The 14,353-nt window shown below is 65.9% G+C and carries 16 protein-coding genes and 1 riboswitch; of the genes, 9 read left to right on the top strand and 7 right to left on the bottom strand.

Going from position 1 to position 14,353, the window contains the following annotated elements:
* Nucleotides 1-155: 155 nt before the first annotated feature.
* The 3 genes from J2R80_RS08935 to J2R80_RS08925 all read right to left on the bottom strand — a co-directional run bounded on the left by J2R80_RS08935 (nucleotide 156) and on the right by J2R80_RS08925 (nucleotide 3,131).
* On the bottom strand, nucleotides 156-1,400 hold the full coding sequence (locus J2R80_RS08935; RefSeq protein WP_253638386.1) for an MFS transporter: 1,245 nt from the start codon (nucleotides 1,398-1,400) through the stop codon (nucleotides 156-158).
* A gap of 198 nt (nucleotides 1,401-1,598) precedes the next feature.
* Nucleotides 1,599-2,435, bottom strand: coding sequence for an IS5 family transposase (locus J2R80_RS08930; RefSeq protein ID WP_253587672.1), 837 nt, complete (start codon nucleotides 2,433-2,435; stop codon nucleotides 1,599-1,601).
* Between the two features lie 204 nt (nucleotides 2,436-2,639).
* Nucleotides 2,640-3,131: a type II toxin-antitoxin system HicB family antitoxin gene (locus J2R80_RS08925; RefSeq protein WP_253638385.1), complete on the bottom strand. Its 492-nt coding sequence runs from the start codon at nucleotides 3,129-3,131 to the stop codon at nucleotides 2,640-2,642.
* An 86-nt stretch (nucleotides 3,132-3,217) separates the two neighbouring features.
* On the opposite strand from J2R80_RS08925, the gene J2R80_RS08920 reads away from it, so the two are divergent.
* A complete protein-coding gene (locus J2R80_RS08920) occupies nucleotides 3,218-4,090 on the top strand; it encodes a protein-L-isoaspartate O-methyltransferase (protein ID WP_253638384.1) in 873 nt (290 codons plus the stop codon).
* Between the two features lie 6 nt (nucleotides 4,091-4,096).
* On the opposite strand, the gene J2R80_RS08915 is transcribed toward J2R80_RS08920, so the two are convergent.
* On the bottom strand, nucleotides 4,097-4,771 hold the full coding sequence (locus J2R80_RS08915) for a DUF938 domain-containing protein (RefSeq protein WP_253638383.1): 675 nt from the start codon (nucleotides 4,769-4,771) through the stop codon (nucleotides 4,097-4,099).
* Between the two features lie 265 nt (nucleotides 4,772-5,036).
* Here J2R80_RS08915 and soxX point away from each other — a divergent pair, with 265 nt between their 5' ends.
* The 8 genes from soxX to J2R80_RS08875 all read left to right on the top strand — a co-directional run bounded on the left by soxX (nucleotide 5,037) and on the right by J2R80_RS08875 (nucleotide 11,019).
* Complete coding sequence (gene soxX / locus J2R80_RS08910) at nucleotides 5,037-5,327, top strand: sulfur oxidation c-type cytochrome SoxX (RefSeq protein WP_076834955.1); 291 nt, start codon at nucleotides 5,037-5,039, stop codon at nucleotides 5,325-5,327.
* Between the two features lie 33 nt (nucleotides 5,328-5,360).
* Nucleotides 5,361-5,855, top strand: a complete 495-nt coding sequence (soxY, locus tag J2R80_RS08905; protein WP_057021237.1) for a thiosulfate oxidation carrier protein SoxY — start codon at nucleotides 5,361-5,363, stop codon at nucleotides 5,853-5,855.
* Between the two features lie 70 nt (nucleotides 5,856-5,925).
* The gene (gene soxZ / locus J2R80_RS08900) at nucleotides 5,926-6,237 is read left to right on the top strand and encodes a thiosulfate oxidation carrier complex protein SoxZ (RefSeq protein ID WP_057021236.1); all 312 of its coding nucleotides are present in this window, start codon (nucleotides 5,926-5,928) and stop codon (nucleotides 6,235-6,237) included.
* Complete coding sequence (gene soxA, locus J2R80_RS08895; protein WP_253638382.1) at nucleotides 6,234-7,094, top strand: sulfur oxidation c-type cytochrome SoxA; 861 nt, start codon at nucleotides 6,234-6,236, stop codon at nucleotides 7,092-7,094. The genes soxZ and soxA overlap by 4 nt, the downstream gene beginning before the upstream one ends.
* Nucleotides 7,091-7,405 carry a hypothetical protein gene (locus J2R80_RS08890; protein WP_245311939.1) on the top strand — a complete coding sequence of 105 codons (315 nt, stop codon included), beginning with the start codon at nucleotides 7,091-7,093 and terminating at the stop codon, nucleotides 7,403-7,405. Before soxA ends, J2R80_RS08890 begins: the two co-directional genes overlap by 4 nt.
* Nucleotides 7,406-7,439: 34 nt before the next feature.
* On the top strand, nucleotides 7,440-9,188 hold the full coding sequence (soxB, locus tag J2R80_RS08885; RefSeq protein WP_076834894.1) for a thiosulfohydrolase SoxB: 1,749 nt from the start codon (nucleotides 7,440-7,442) through the stop codon (nucleotides 9,186-9,188).
* Nucleotides 9,185-9,640 carry a hypothetical protein gene (locus J2R80_RS08880; protein ID WP_253638381.1) on the top strand — a complete coding sequence of 152 codons (456 nt, stop codon included), beginning with the start codon at nucleotides 9,185-9,187 and terminating at the stop codon, nucleotides 9,638-9,640. Before soxB ends, J2R80_RS08880 begins: the two co-directional genes overlap by 4 nt.
* A 338-nt stretch (nucleotides 9,641-9,978) precedes the next feature.
* On the top strand, nucleotides 9,979-11,019 hold the full coding sequence (locus tag J2R80_RS08875; RefSeq protein WP_076834892.1) for an MBL fold metallo-hydrolase: 1,041 nt from the start codon (nucleotides 9,979-9,981) through the stop codon (nucleotides 11,017-11,019).
* Between the two features lie 168 nt (nucleotides 11,020-11,187).
* Here the strand turns inward: J2R80_RS08875 and J2R80_RS08870 are convergent, their stop codons facing one another.
* The 3 genes from J2R80_RS08870 to J2R80_RS08860 all read right to left on the bottom strand — a co-directional run bounded on the left by J2R80_RS08870 (nucleotide 11,188) and on the right by J2R80_RS08860 (nucleotide 14,017).
* On the bottom strand, nucleotides 11,188-11,934 hold the full coding sequence (locus J2R80_RS08870; protein WP_253640950.1) for an ABC transporter substrate-binding protein: 747 nt from the start codon (nucleotides 11,932-11,934) through the stop codon (nucleotides 11,188-11,190).
* A gap of 269 nt (nucleotides 11,935-12,203) precedes the next feature.
* A complete protein-coding gene (locus J2R80_RS08865; protein WP_253638380.1) occupies nucleotides 12,204-12,977 on the bottom strand; it encodes an ABC transporter ATP-binding protein in 774 nt (257 codons plus the stop codon).
* A complete protein-coding gene (locus J2R80_RS08860) occupies nucleotides 12,974-14,017 on the bottom strand; it encodes an iron ABC transporter permease (protein ID WP_253638379.1) in 1,044 nt (347 codons plus the stop codon). The genes J2R80_RS08865 and J2R80_RS08860 overlap by 4 nt, the downstream gene beginning before the upstream one ends.
* Nucleotides 14,018-14,129: 112 nt before the next feature.
* A riboswitch (cobalamin riboswitch) is annotated at nucleotides 14,130-14,328 on the top strand.
* Nucleotides 14,329-14,353: the final 25 nt, after the last annotated feature.

Below are 14,353 nucleotides of genomic sequence, written 5' to 3'. Positions count from 1 at the left end.
CACATCGTCATGGCCGGACCAACCCGATCCCATGATGTGAACAGCGTTGCAAGCGGATCATTTCGAAGCTGATCGAAGTGTCAGCAATTGGCAGCAGCATGGTCCGGAAAAGTGCGAAGCGGTTTTCCGAACAGACCATGGTCAAACGACAAGCTTTAGATGCTGGGATCCGGGATTTCTTCCACCGCGCGCAATTTCGCGTGTCGCTTGGCGAATGAAGCGAACGAAAGCACGGCAAGGCCGAGCAGCACAGGCGGGAACACCACCCAGTTGACGGCATTCCAGCCGTAATGCGCGAGCAGCTGGCCCGACGAGAACGAGCCGATCGCCATCATGCCGAACACGAGGAAATCGTTGAACGCCTGCACCTTGTTGCGCTCCTGCGGCCGGTGCGTTTCCAGCACCAGCGCGGAAGCGCCAACGAACGCAAAATTCCAGCCGATCCCGAGCACGAACAGCGTCGCCCAGAAGTGCGGCGCAGTGACGCCTGACAGTCCGATCATCGCGGCGACCGCCTCGAGCGCCAGCCCGAGCGCGACGATCACGGGCGCGCCGAACCGCGCGATCAAGGAGCCCGTGAAGAAGCTCGGGCCGTACATCGCGACGATGTGCCACTGGATGCCGAAATTGGAATCGCTGACCGACAGCCCGCACATCTTCATGGCGAGCGGCGCCGAGGTCATCACCAGATTCATCATCGGATAGGCGATCACGCCGCACAGCGCCGCGGCGATGAAGCGCGGCTGCTTTGCGATCTCGAGCAGCGGGCGGCCGCCATGCAGGTCCGCCGCCGCAGGCTTCGGCGCGTCGACGCCCGAGAGCACCGCCATCGCCACCAGCGCGACCAGCGCCTGCATCACGAAGGAGAACGCGAACAGATAGGGCGGCCAGATGTCCATGGTCCATTGCACGAGCTGCGGCCCGAGCACGCCGGCGAACACGCCGCCGGCCATCACCCAGGACACCGCCTTGGGCCGGAACGCGACACTGGCGCCATCGGCCGCAGCAAATCGGTAGGACTGCGCGACGGCGCCGTAGAGCCCGCCGAGGAAGGTCGCGCCGCAGAACAGCCAGAACGATGAATGCAGGATCGCCCAGGCGCCGAGCGCGCCGGTGAGCGTGCCGCAGAAGGTGCCGATGATGAAGGCGACGCGCCTGCCATAGGCGCGCGAGATCGCGCCGGTCGGCAGCGTGCCGGCGGCAAGCCCGAGCACATACATCGAGAGCGGCACCGTCGCGAGCGAGACGTCGGGTGCCAGCGTCGCGCCGACGATCGAGCCGGTGGCGAAGATCACCGCCGAATTGGCGCCGGTCAGCGCCTGCGCCGCCGCAAGCCGCCACACATTGCTGCGCGCCCGCGCGTCGTCGCTCGCCTCATCCGCAGCCGTCACGTCAATCATCGGTGGTCCCGCCCCGAAGCCCCGGCGGGAGCCCCCAATCGGGCGCACTATGGAGAGCGGGTCGAGGCCGATCAACCGGCGCAAACGGACGTACGCCATGCAGGAGGCGCACGAGGGGATCGCTTGCTCTCACAGAGTGACGTCACAGCAGCCCGGCACTTCTATCAGTACCGTCATCCTGAGAGTCTGACTCATAAATCACCCAACCTTAGCTGCAGCCGCGAGTCTGCGGGTCAGGAGCCTGATGTGTGCAATCAGCAGCCAGGCAGCTTCGGTTGCCGCCGTCGCCTCGAAGTCCTTGGCGAGGCGGCGGCATCTGCCGAACCAAGCGAATGTGCGTTCAACCACCCACCGCCTCGGCAGAAGCTGGAAGCCTTTGACGCCTTGAGGCCGCTCGACGATCTCGACAGTCCATGGACCGCAGTCTGAGAGCGCGTCGAGGAGTTGATTTCCGCGGTAGATCCGGTCGGCAAAGACGTGGCGCAGCCGGGGGAAGTTCATCCGCACGTTCTTCAGCAGCGGTACGGCGCCATGGCAGTCCTGAACGTTGGCCGGATGAACATGAACCCCAAGGAGGAGGCCATTGGTATCCGTCACGATATGCCGCTTGCGGCCGTAGATGCGCTTGCCTGCATCGTAGCCGCGCGGTCCGCCAGCTTGCGTGGTTGGCGCACTTTGACTGTCGATCACGGCTGCCGTCGGCTTCGGTGTCCGTCCAAGCTTTTTTCGCGCCCGTCGGACAAGCACGCTGACAATCCTCTGCCACCGGCCTGTATCCCGCCATCTATAAAAATAGCCCTGCACCGTCGAATAGGGCGGGAACTCCTGCGGCAACGCCCGCCACTGGCAGCCGGTCGAAACGATATAGAGGATCGCTTCGATCACACGACGCAGCTCCGTCTTACGCGGCCGGCCGCGCCGGTTCGCTCGCGGCAACAGGCGTCTGATCACCGCCCACTCCGCATCGGTCATATCGCTTGCATAACGCAGATCGTCCCGCCGATATTGCTCCCGAGTGATCTTGGTCCAGGGCATCGTGCTCTCCCTCGAATCTTTGCAAATCCGATGGAATCACACCCCACTGAGATCACTCACCCATTTTTCAGTCAGGCTCTGAGGAGCGCGTAGCGCGTCTCGAAGGATGCACGGCCAACAGCCGGACCGTCGACCCTTCGAGACGGCCGCTCTGCGGCCTCCTCAGGGTGACGGTGAGAGAGCTGTCGCTCGATGATCGATCGCCTACCGCGCCGGCTTCTTGCCCATCCGCTTCTCGGCGCGCAGCGCGCCGGTCTTGTGCACCTTGGAGCGCGGCCCGACGAGGTGCGGCTTGTGAACGTGCCATTCAAGCGCAAGCGTCGCGGCGAAACCGAAAAAGCTCGAACGGCTCATGCCGAGTCCGGCGGCATGCTTGTCGATCCGTGTGATCAGGCTCTTCGGCAAATAGACGTTGACGCGCTCGGACGGGTCGGGCGGATCGACGCCGACCATGAAGAAGGCGGCGACGTCGGAGCCCTTCGGCGGCACGATGCGCTCGATCGGGGTCGGCTCCGGCAATGGCTTGCCCTGCTCGACCCAGCCGTCGACGGTTTGCGCCAGCGTCTGCTCGGCGCGCTCGATCGCGTCTTCCTGCGATCGTCCCGCGGCGACGCAGCCGGGAAAGTCCGGAAACCACGCCCCGAACGCGCCGCGCGGACCGCGCTCCAGCACGGCCGGATAAAGCCGTCTCTTCATTCTGGCCTCCGTCGTCGCAGTATGCTATTTCACACACCTCGGTGTGTCAAATCACACAACACGCGACATCGTGGGAGCGCGCGGCAATGGACCCGCAAGCCGAACTCCGCATCGTCCGCGCGGCCTATGCCAAGCAGATCCTGGCCGCCGCCAACACCATCAATCCGCGGCTGACGGAGGCCTTCGCCGCCATTCCCCGCGAGCACTTCGTCGGCCCGGGACCGTGGATGATGCTGCGCTGGTGGAGCCGCGACTATGCGCCGACGCCCGATGCCGACCCGGTCTATCTCTACACCAACGATCTCGTCGCCTTGCGCCCCAAGCGGCGTCTCAACAACGGCCAGCCCTCGCTGCATGCCCATCTCATGCACCAGGCCGCGGCCGCCGCCGGCGAGCACGTGGTGCATATCGGCACGGGCACAGGGTACTACACCGCGATCCTCGCGCATCTGGTCGGACCGTCCGGCCGCGTGACCGGCATCGAATACGATCCGGACCTTGCGGCAGACGCTCGCGCCAATCTCGCCGCTTACGCAAATGTCGAGATCATCCAGGGCGACGGCACACAGGTTGCGTTCGAGTCCGCCGACGTGATCTATGTCAACGCCGGCTGCACCCGGCCTGCCACGCGATGGCTCGACGGGCTCGCCGCCGGCGGCCGCCTGATCCTGCCGCTGACTTCGGATGAGGGATTCAAGGGCGGCGCGCCGGATCAGGTGGCGCGATCCGGCGCCGTGTTCCGGATCCGGCGCGAGGAGGCAGCGTACCAGGCGGACTGGATATCACCGGTCGCGATCATTCCCTGCGACGGCGGCCGGGACGAGACGTCCGAAAAAACGCTCGCCGAAGCCTTCGCCCGCGGCGGCTGGCAGAAGGTGACGCAGCTCTATCGCGACGCCGGGATCCCCGATGAACGTTGCTGGCTGCGTGGGCCAGGCTGGTGCCTGGCTTACGATTGAGCGCGGCTACTTGCGGGCAAAGACCAAAATCATGTTGTTGGCCGGCATCTCGAAGCTGCCGGCGAGCTTGAGCCCGACGCGCTCCGCAAGCGTCTCGAGATCGGCGATATCGCGCACCCCCCACTCGGCGTCGCGCTCGCGCAGCGACGTGTCGAACACGGCATTGCTGAGCGCGGTGTGCTTGCCGCCGCGCTTGAACGGGCCGTAGAGCAACAGCCGGCCGTCGGCGCGCAGGTGCCGCGCGGCGCCGGCGAACAGGCCCTCGGCCACGCGCCACGGCGCGATGTGGATCACATTGGCGCAGAAGATCGCGAGCAGTTTGTCCGGACCTTTGCCGTCCGGCGGCGCCGGCGACCAAGCCGGGTCGGACAGATCGATCGGCTGCGGCGGCCGGATGTTCGGAAGGGCGGCATGCGCGCGCCAGGCCTCGATGCTGCGCAGGTGCGCCGCATGGAGGTCGCTCGGCCACCAAGTGATGTCGGGCGTCTGACCGGCGAAATAGACGACATGCTGGCCGGTGCCGCTGCCGGCTTCCAGCACGTCGCCGGATTGGCCGGCGAGATGATCTTTCAGAACTGCCCAGATCGGCTGATGGTTGCGATGGAACGCGGGCGCATCGAGCCGCCCGTCCGCCTCGACCGGCCGGCCGTCCTTGCCAAACTCCGCCACGAATTCCGCCACCGCGCTTCTCCCTACGCCTCAGCCACATCTCAACCGCACAAACATGACAGGCGGAAGGCGCAGGACATGCGCTCCAGTGCCGGACTGCCCCTGTGGCATTAACCCCGTCGCAACGCGCCTATTCTCCGTGTTGCCAGCCGATGGCCTTTGTGCTTTCCACGCTTTATATTGCGATGGGATCATCGAGATTGAAGCCCGGGAAACGTCCTTGATCGCCACTTTCTCCAAGCCAGCCTTCGTCCTGGCGCTGCTGGCGGGCACCGCCATGGCCGCGCCCGCCAAGGCCCAATCCGCCGCCGAGGGACAAAAGCTCGCCTTCGACCGCGGCAAGGGCAATTGCCTGACCTGCCACGTCATCAAGGGCGGCGACCTGCCCGGCACGATCGGCCCCGAGCTGAGCGGCCTGAAGGCCAAATACAGCCGTGACGAGCTGATCGCGATCGTGACCGACGAAACCAGGCGCAATCCGCAGACGGTGATGCCGCCGTTCGGCCGAAACCGGATTTTGAGCGAGAAGGAAATCGACGCGGTGGTGGACTTCCTGCAGACGCTGTGACGCCGCGACCGTCGCTTGAGGAGATTTTTTTCGATGAACATCACGACCAGCGAATTTTTCAAAGCGCGCCGCATGGTGCTGAAGGGCGCCGGCGTCGCCGCGCTGATCGGCCTCGGGGTCATTCCGTTCGACGTGCCGCAGGCGCTCGCCGCCGCCAACGACAAATATCCCGAAGACGCATTCAAGCAGAAGAACGAGGCCGACGCGATCAAGGCGCTCTATGGCAAGACCGCCGAGCCGTCAGACAAGATCAAGATGGATGCGCCGGAGATCGCCGAGAACGGCGCGGTGGTGCCGATCTCCGCCACCACGACGCTGGCCGACGTCACCTCGATCTCGTTTCTGGTGAGCGAGAATCCGATCTCGCTGGTCGCCTCATACAGGATTCCGGCCGGCACGCTGCCGACCGTCTCCAACCGCATCAAGATGGCGAAGACCAGCAACGTCACCGCGATCGTCGAGGCCGGCGGCAAGCTCTACAGCGCCAAAAAGGAAATCAAGGTCACCGTCGGCGGCTGCGGCGGCTGAGTACGCATGATCCGGAAAAGTGGGAACCGGTTTTCCGACAAGATCATGCGCAAACAATAGGGATAATCAGATGGCATCGAGCATTCGCGTGCGCGCCACGTCAAACGGCGACACCACCGAGGTGCAGGCTCTGATCCAGCATCCGATGGATTCCGGCTTCGTCAAGGACGCCAAGGGCGAGATCATTCCGCCGCATTTCATCCAGCAGCTCACCTTCGAATATGACGGCAAGCCGGTGTTCGTCGCCGACTGGGGCGGCGGCGTCTCCAAGGACCCCTATGTCAAGTTCGCCTTCAAGGGCGGCAAGAAGGGCGACGATCTGAAGGTCAGCTGGGTCGACAACAAGGGCGCGACCGACACCGCCACGGCGAAGATTCAATGACGCGGCGCCTCGCAATCCGTGCAGCACTCGCGACGTTCGCGCTCGGCGTGCTGGCGCTCGCGCCGGCCGCGCGGGCGGCCGACACCGTCGATCCCGCCGCCGACAAGGCCGCGTTCCAGAAATTCTTCACCAGCAAATTCCCCAAGCTGAAGCTCGAGGATTTCGTCAACGGTCCCTATTCGATGAATGAGGACCTGCACAGGCAGTGGGAGGAGAAGGAGCAGTTTCCGCCCTACGAGTTCTCGCTCGAAGCCGGCAAGGAGATGTTCGCGACGCCGTTCAAGAACGGCAAGACCTACGCCGACTGCTTCCCGAACAAGGGCATCGGTATCCGCCAGAACTATCCCTATTTCGACGAGAGGGAAGGCAAGGTCGTCACGCTCGAGCTCGCGCTCAACCGCTGCCGCGAAGCTAATGGCGAGGCGCCGTTCTCCTATGTGAAGGACGACATGGCGGCGCTCACCGCCTACATGGCCTTCACCTCGCGCGGCAAGCCGATGGACATCAAGATCCCGAACGATCCGCGCGCGCTCGAGGCCTATCAGAAGGGCAAGGAGTATTTCTACACCCGCCGCGGCCAGCTCAATTTCTCCTGCGCCACCTGCCACATCCAGAGCCCGGGCGAGCGGATCCGCGCCGAAGTGCTGGCGCCGGCGCTCGGCATCCTGAACGCGATGCCGATCTACCGCTCGGAATGGAGCGGCATGGGCACGACCAGCCGCCGCTTCACCACCTGCAACAGCCAGATCCGCGGCGTGCCGCTCAATCCGCAGGACGACGAGTACCGCAACCTCGAATACTATCTGTCCTATGTCAGCAACGGGCTGCCGATTTCGGGTCCGGGAGCACGGCCATGAGCGCGGCCATCAAAGCTGTCCTCGCAGCATCAGCCCTGCTGATCGCATCGGCGACCGGCGCCCTCGCCGCCTCCGAGGCCGACTACAAGGCCGCCTACGCCGCCGCCGAAGCCGCCAACAAGGAGGCAGGCAGCCTGCGCAACCAGTGGACCACCACCGCCTCGACACTATCTGCCGCAAAAAAGGCCGGTGAGGCTGGTGATTTCGACACCGCCGTCGCCAAGGCCAAGGAGGCCGAGGCACTGGCAAAGGCCTCGATCTTCCAGGCCACCAGCGAAAAGGAACGCTGGAAGGACATGGAAGTTCGTTAAGAGCGCGCAGGCCAGGGGCCGCGCGGAGAGAATGATGATCATCCGCCGCCGGGAATTCCTGAAAGCTGCGGCCGCCGCAACGCTGACGGCCGGCCTGCCGCGCCTTGCGCGTAGCGCCGATACCGCCAGCGTCTACGACCTCGAGCGGTTCGGCAACGCCCGCATCCTGCACATGACCGATACGCATGCGCAGCTGAAGCCGGTGTTCTTCCGCGAGCCCGGCGTCAATCTCGGCGTCGGCGCGATGGCCGGCCAGCCGCCGCACCTCGTCGGCAAGGCCTTCCTCGACCGCTTCGGCATCCGGCCCGACAGCGCCGACGCCTATGCCTTCACCTGCGTCGAATTCGAGAAGGCCGCCGGCCGCTTCGGCCGGCTCGGCGGCTTCGCCCACCTGAAGACACTAGTCGACAAGCTGCGCGCCGATGTCGGCGAAAAGCGTTCGATCCTGCTCGACGGCGGCGACCTCTGGCAGGGCTCGGCGCTCGCCAACGCCATGAACGGCGCCGACATGGTGGAGGCCGCCAATCTGCTCGGCATCGAGGCGATGACCGGGCACTGGGAATTCACCTATGGCGAGCAGGTGCTGCGCGACAACCTCTCCCGCTTCAAGGGCGAGTTCCTGGCGCAGAACGTGTTCCTGACCGAGGAAGCCGCGTTCAACGACGCCAAGGCGTTCGACCCGGCTTCGGGACGGGTGTTCAAGCCGTCCTTCATCAAGGAGATCGGCGGCCATCGCGTTGCGATCATCGGCCAGGCCTTCCCCTACGTGCCGATCGCGCATCCGAAGCGCTTCACGCCGGACTGGAAGTTCGGCATCCGCGACGAGGAGCTGCAGAAGCTCGTCGACGGCCATCGCAACAACGACAAGGTCGAGGCGGTGATCCTGCTGTCGCATAACGGCATGGATGTCGACCTCAAGCTCGCCAGCCGCGTCACCGGCATCGACGTCATCCTCGGCGGGCACACCCACGACGCGATCCCGATCCCGATCACGGTGACCAATGCCGGCGGCGTCACGCTGGTGACCAATGCCGGCTCCAACGGCAAATTCATCGGCGTGCTCGATCTCGACCTTGCCAAGGGCAAGGTCGCCAATGTCCGCTACCGGCTGCTGCCGGTGTTCGCCGAACTGCTGAAGCCCGATCCTGCGATGCAGACGCTGATCGACAAGATGCGCGATCCGCATGCCGACGAATGGAACAACAAGCTGGCCTCGGCCGACCGGCTGCTCTACCGCCGCGGCAATTTCTCCGGCACCGTCGACCAGTTGATCTGCGATGCGCTGCTGAACGAGCTCGACGCCGAGATCGCGCTGTCGCCGGGCTTCCGCTGGGGCATCACCACGCTCGCCGGCCAGCCGCTGACCATGGAAGACGTGCTGTCGGAAACCGCGATCACCTATCCGGAGACCTACGTCGCCAAGATGACGGGCAGCCAGATCAAGGATGTGCTGGAAGACGTCTGCGACAATCTGTTCAACGTCGATCCCTATTATCAGCAGGGCGGCGACATGGTTCGCGTCGGCGGCCTCGCCTACACCTGCACGCCGGCCGAGACTGTCGGCAAGCGCATTTCCGAGCTGAAGTTGGGCAACGGCAAGCGTCTCGAAGCCGGCAAGCACTACAAGGTCGCAGGCTGGGCCTCGGTCAACCAGCAGAGCGGCGCGCCGATCTGGGATGTCGTCGCCAGGCACCTGCGCTCCGGCCGGCCGCCGAACCGCGACGAACCCGGCGTGACGCTGAAAGGCGTCGAGGACAACCCGGGCATCGCGAGGCACGGATGACGCGCCGCGCGCTGATCGCCGCATTCGGCCTTGCTGCGCTCGCGCTGGCGACGCCGCTCGCGCGTGCCCAGCAGGCGCCGTTGCAGGACAAGCCGTTCGCCGAGCACAAGGTCGTGCTGCAGCTCTCCGATAACGATCCGAGGAAGCAAGGCCTCGTCATCAGCGTCGCCAACAATCTGATGAAGCACTACGACCCCGACAAGGTCGCGGTCGAGATCGTCGCCTTCGGCCCGGGCATCGACCTGCTCAAACCCGACAACCCGAACCGCAAGCTGGTCGAGAGCCTAGTCGCGCAGGGCGCGCGGATCGACATCTGCCTCAACACCGTCGACACGATCGAACGCGACAGCGGCAAGCGGCCGGACTACATCGCCGCCGCCACCCCCGTGCAGGTCGGCGTCGCGCAGATCTTGCTGCTCACCGAGAACGGATACACGCTGGTCCGGCCGTAACGGCCCCGTCGTCATTGCGAGCCAACGGGTCGCGCGAACGCGCGCCCGCAGGAGCAGGCTGGAGTTACGTGCGGCCGTAACTTCGTCTCTTCCACGACCTCGATGCATATCCCGTCATCCTGAGGCGCGAGCGGAGCGAGCCTCGAAGGATGCACGGCCCAGATGCCTTGTCCCATTCGCGGAAAGACCCGGGCCGTCCACCCTTCGAGACGCGCGCAAGAGCGCGCTCCTCAGGGTGACGGGATCCGGCTGGGGTGGGCATGGATTTGCTTTGAACGGACCCTATCTATGGAATAATATCCTCCATGTGACTCGGCCCGGAGAATAGGTAAGCCGTCATGATCTTTCGCCAGCTCTTCGACAGCGTATCCGGAACCTACAGCTATCTGCTCGCGAGCCGCGCCGGCGGCGAGGCACTGATCCTCGATCCGGTGCTGGAGAAGGCCGATCGCTACTGCAAGCTGCTGCAGGAACTTGACCTCAGGCTGGTCAAGGCCGTCGATACGCACCTGCACGCCGATCACGTCACCGGCCTCGGCGAGCTGCGCGACCGCACCCAGTGCATCACCATCATGGGCGAGCAGAGCAAGGCCGACGTGGTGTCGATGCGCGTCTCCGACGGCGACAAGGTGACGATCGAGGGCCTTTGCCTCGAGGCGCTGTACACGCCCGGTCACACCGACGATTCCTACAGCTACCTGATGGGCGACCGCGTCTTCACCGGCGACACGCTGCTGATCCGCGGCACCGGCCGCACCGACTTCCAGAACGGCAGCGCGCGGGCGCAGTACGATTCGATCTTCAACCGCCTGCTGAAGCTGCCGGAGGAAACCATGGTGTTCCCCGCGCATGACTACAAGGGCGACACCGTCTCCACCATCGGCGAGGAGAAGCGCTACAATCCGCGGCTGCAGGTCAAATCGATCGACGACTATGTCGAGCTGATGAACAACCTCAATTTACCGAACCCGAAGCTGATGGACGTCGTGGTGCCCGCCAACATGCATGTCGGCCTGCACCAGGACGAGCTCGCCAAGGAAGGCCTCTCCCTCAGCGCGCGCGACGCCATCGCGAGCCTCGGCCGCCCCGATATCCTTCTGGTCGATTTGCGCGAGAGCGGCGAGCGGGCCAAGCACGGCACGCTCGCGGGCGCGCTGCACGCGCCCTATCCGGGGATTTGCGCCACCCTGCAGCCCGGCGGCATGCTGCGCGAGGTCGCCGCCGCAACCGGCCGCCGCGTCGTGTTCTTCTGCGCCTTCGGCGAGCGCTCGGCGATGGCGGTGGCCGCCGCGAAGAAGGCGGGACTGGCCAACACCGCGCATATCGATGGCGGCATCGACGCCTGGAAGAAGGCCGGCGGGCCGGTGGTGATGGGATAGTCTCATAACCCTTTAGCCCGCTCGCAAATATCTCACCGTCTGAGGTGCGAGCGAAGCGAGCCTCGAAGGGCGACGGCCACACTCCTTCCGCGAACTCCTGGAAGTATCCGGGCCGTGCATCCTTCGAGACGCGGCTTCGCCGCTCCTCAGGATGACGGGTTTGGAAGGTCACTGCGTCACTCGCTGCAACTCTTCCGTCAGGCGATCCAGCGCATCCGCCAGCATCACGCCGCCGCACACCGTGAGCCGCTCCGGCAGCACGATGCGCTTGCTTTGCGGATAGAAGCGCTCCAGCGCCGGATGCAGCAGGAAGGCGCGACCGTCATCCTCGGCGCGGTCGCCGGCTTCCGACACCAGGATGAAATCCGGCCGGAGTTTTACGATCGCCTCCAGCGAAGCAAACCCGCCTGCGCCGACGCCAAGTTCGCCGGCGGCGTTGGCGAGGCCGGCTGCCGCCAGCAGCGAGCTGACCAGGCTATGGTCGCCCGAGACAAAGCCGCGCCGCTCCAGTGGCAGCACGCGGTAATGATGCGCGCTTGCCGCCGCCCGCGCATGCGCGATCGTCGCATCGAGGCGCGCGATCTCGGCCTCCGCGCGATCGGGGTGCTGCACCACATCGCCCATCGCGCGGATCTGGTCCTTCACCTCGTCCAGCGTGCGCGGCACCGTGAATTCGACGAGGTGCAGCCCGTGGGCCTTCAACAGATCACGGGTCGCGCGCTTGTCGAACAGGCTGACCACGACGAGGTCGGGCTTGAGCAGCAGCACGTCCTCGGCCTCGCCGGACAGGCGCGGAAAGTTTCGCGCCTTCTCCGCGGCCCAGGATTGCCAGGCATCGCGCGAGAAGCGGCTGAGGCCGATGATCTGATCCGGGTCGGCCAGCGACAGCACGAGCTGGTCGCTGCAGACATTCATCGAGACGATGCGCGGTCCGGCGGCGAACGCGGCACCGGCGGAAATAAGCCACAGCACTATGGCGACCACCGCTCCAAGATGAAGCGAAGCGAGATGGCTGCCACGCTGAAGGTGCGCCCCCTCTCCCGCTTGCGGGGGAGGGTTGGGGTGGGGGTTTCGCCGCGAGCCATATCGTGGAGAGAGCCCCCACCCGCTGCGCTCGTCGAGCGCAGCGACCTCCCCCGTAAGCGGGAGAGGTGAACTGAGCTTGTGGTGAGGCCGTGGCCACATCAGACGTCCGCCCACGGCACGATGACGGCTTCGCGCTGAAATTCGGCGCGATAGGCGCTGACCCGGAACACGCTGGCGAGGACGCTCTCCGACAGTGCCTCGACAGGCGCGCCTTGCGCTGCCAGCCGCCCCTCCGCGAGCACCAGCACATGATCGGCGAAGCGCGCGGCGAGTCCCAGGTCATGCGTCACCACGATCACCAGCACACCGGCATCGGCGACGTTGCGCAGCTTCTGCATCACGTCGATCTGGTGGCGTGGATCGAGCGAGGCGGTCGGCTCGTCGGCGAGGATCACCGGCGCCTCCACCGCGAGCACCCGGGCCAGCGCGACGCGGCTGCGCTCGCCGCCGGAGAGTTCGGTGACGCGGCGATCGCTGAACTCAGTGACGTCGACCGCTTGCATCGCGCGCAGCACCGCCTCCATATCCGTCTGCGACAGCCGCGCCGGATCGGTCGCGCCGTGCGGATAGCGGCCGAGCGCGACGATGTCGCGCGCCGGCAGCGGCCAGTGCACCATGTGCCCCTGCGGCAGATAGGCGAAACGCTTCGCGCGCTCGCGCAGCGGCAGCGACGCCAGCGGATCGCCGCCGATCCGGATCTCGCCGCCCGACGAAATCAGCCCGGCCAGTGCACGCAGCAGCGTGGTCTTGCCGGCGCCGTTCGGGCCGACCAGCGCGACCAGATGGCCCGACGGCAGCGACAGCGAGACATCGTGCAGCACCTTGCGGCTGCCGAGCGAGGCATTGAGCGCCGCGGCGGAGAGCAGCGTCATGCCACGCCTCCGCCGAGCGCGCGGCGCTCGCGCATGATCAGATAGAGGAAGAACGGCACGCCGATGATCGAGGTCAGCACGCCGACCTTGATGTCCGAGGTTGAAGGAATGATGCGCACCGCGATGTCGGCGGCGAGCAGCAGCGCCGAGCCGGTGAGCGCGCTCGGCACCAAGAGCCGCGCCGGATCGTGACCGATCACGGGACGCATCAGATGCGGCGCGACGAGGCCGATGAAACCGATCGTGCCGGTGACTGCGACCGCGCCGCCGACGCCGAGCGCCACGCCCGTGATCACGAAGAGCCGCAACCGCCCGACGTCGACGCCGAGGCTCTGCGCCGCCTCCTCGCCAAGCGTCAGCGCGCGGAAGGCGCTCGCCTGGCTGAGCAGGATGGCGGCGCCCGCGACGATGAAGGGCAGCGCCAGCGCCACGTGCTGGAAGCTGCGGTCCTCCAGCGAGCCGAGCAGCCAGAACGCGATCTCCAGCACCACAAACGGATTGCTCGAGAGATTCATCACCAGTGCGGTCGCGGCTCCCGCAAAGCTCGAGATCGCGAGCCCAGCGAGGATCAGGATCAACAGCCCGGCATTGCGGCCGGCGATCGCAAGCAGCGCGAACACCGAGCCGAACGCGGCGATGATCGCCACCACCGGCAGCGCGTAGGAGCGCACATCGGCGAGGCCCAGCGCGATCACCAGCACCGCGCCGAACGCCGCCGATTGCGGCGCGCCGAATAGCGACGGCGAGGCCAGCGGATTGCGCAGCAGCCCTTGCAGCGCCGCACCGGACAGCCCGAGAATGCCGCCGATCGCAAATGCCAGGATGGTGCGCGGCAGGCGGATCTCGCGCACGATCACCTGCGCCACATCGCTGCTGCCGCCGAACAGCGCCTCGACCACCGCGAGCGGCGACAGCCGCACCGGCCCGATGCCGAGCGAGAGCACGCACAACAGGACCACGAGCGCGAGCAGCGCCGCCGTGGCGCCCCACCGGCGCCGCGCCGCGACCTCGGCCGCCAAGGCAAAATCCTGCACGCTCATCGGATCCATGCTCTTACAGCGATCGCCGTGGCAGACAAGCGACACTCGACAAAAACCGTGGCCGCGCGGCCGCCGCCCGACTTCCGCCGGATTGACTTTGCTACCCGGCCGAACCCTAGATGAACATGACGGTTCTTTCATGAGATGAAAAGGGAATGCGGTACGGGGAAACTTCCCCAACGCCGCGGCTGCCCCCGCAACTGTATGCGGTGAATCCTTCGTCACAGGCCACTGGGAATCTCGGTCCTGGGAAGGCGACGAAGGGTAACGACCCGCGAGCCAGGAGACCTGCCGTCAGCCGTGGTCACACGCGATGCTGCCGGTCGGGGAGTACAG

It is taken from the genome of Bradyrhizobium sp. USDA 4541 (genome assembly GCF_024171085.1).
Taxonomy (GTDB): Bacteria; Pseudomonadota; Alphaproteobacteria; order Rhizobiales; family Xanthobacteraceae; genus Bradyrhizobium; species Bradyrhizobium australafricanum.
The sequence above is the reverse complement of the archived record's forward strand: the minus strand, read 5'-3'. Positions and strand labels throughout refer to the sequence as shown.

Excerpts from the sequence above, each read along its gene's own strand:
- J2R80_RS08935 (WP_253638386.1), bottom strand. The coding sequence starts at position 1,400 with ATGATTGACGTGACGGCTGCGGATGAGGCGAGCGACGACGCGCGGGCG.
- J2R80_RS08865 (WP_253638380.1), bottom strand. The coding sequence starts at position 12,977 with ATGACGCTGCTCTCCGCCGCGGCGCTCAATGCCTCGCTCGGCAGCCGC.
- soxZ (WP_057021236.1), top strand. The coding sequence starts at position 5,926 with ATGGCATCGAGCATTCGCGTGCGCGCCACGTCAAACGGCGACACCACC.
- soxY (WP_057021237.1), top strand. The coding sequence starts at position 5,361 with ATGAACATCACGACCAGCGAATTTTTCAAAGCGCGCCGCATGGTGCTG.
- J2R80_RS08890 (WP_245311939.1), top strand. The coding sequence starts at position 7,091 with ATGAGCGCGGCCATCAAAGCTGTCCTCGCAGCATCAGCCCTGCTGATC.
- J2R80_RS08880 (WP_253638381.1), top strand. The coding sequence starts at position 9,185 with ATGACGCGCCGCGCGCTGATCGCCGCATTCGGCCTTGCTGCGCTCGCG.
- J2R80_RS08860 (WP_253638379.1), bottom strand. The coding sequence starts at position 14,017 with ATGAGCGTGCAGGATTTTGCCTTGGCGGCCGAGGTCGCGGCGCGGCGC.
- J2R80_RS08920 (WP_253638384.1), top strand. The coding sequence starts at position 3,218 with ATGGACCCGCAAGCCGAACTCCGCATCGTCCGCGCGGCCTATGCCAAG.
- J2R80_RS08930 (WP_253587672.1), bottom strand. The coding sequence starts at position 2,435 with ATGCCCTGGACCAAGATCACTCGGGAGCAATATCGGCGGGACGATCTG.
- soxA (WP_253638382.1), top strand. The coding sequence starts at position 6,234 with ATGACGCGGCGCCTCGCAATCCGTGCAGCACTCGCGACGTTCGCGCTC.
- J2R80_RS08870 (WP_253640950.1), bottom strand. The coding sequence starts at position 11,934 with ATGAATGTCTGCAGCGACCAGCTCGTGCTGTCGCTGGCCGACCCGGAT.
- J2R80_RS08875 (WP_076834892.1), top strand. The coding sequence starts at position 9,979 with ATGATCTTTCGCCAGCTCTTCGACAGCGTATCCGGAACCTACAGCTAT.
- soxX (WP_076834955.1), top strand. The coding sequence starts at position 5,037 with ATGGCCGCGCCCGCCAAGGCCCAATCCGCCGCCGAGGGACAAAAGCTC.
- J2R80_RS08925 (WP_253638385.1), bottom strand. The coding sequence starts at position 3,131 with ATGAAGAGACGGCTTTATCCGGCCGTGCTGGAGCGCGGTCCGCGCGGC.
- soxB (WP_076834894.1), top strand. The coding sequence starts at position 7,440 with ATGATCATCCGCCGCCGGGAATTCCTGAAAGCTGCGGCCGCCGCAACG.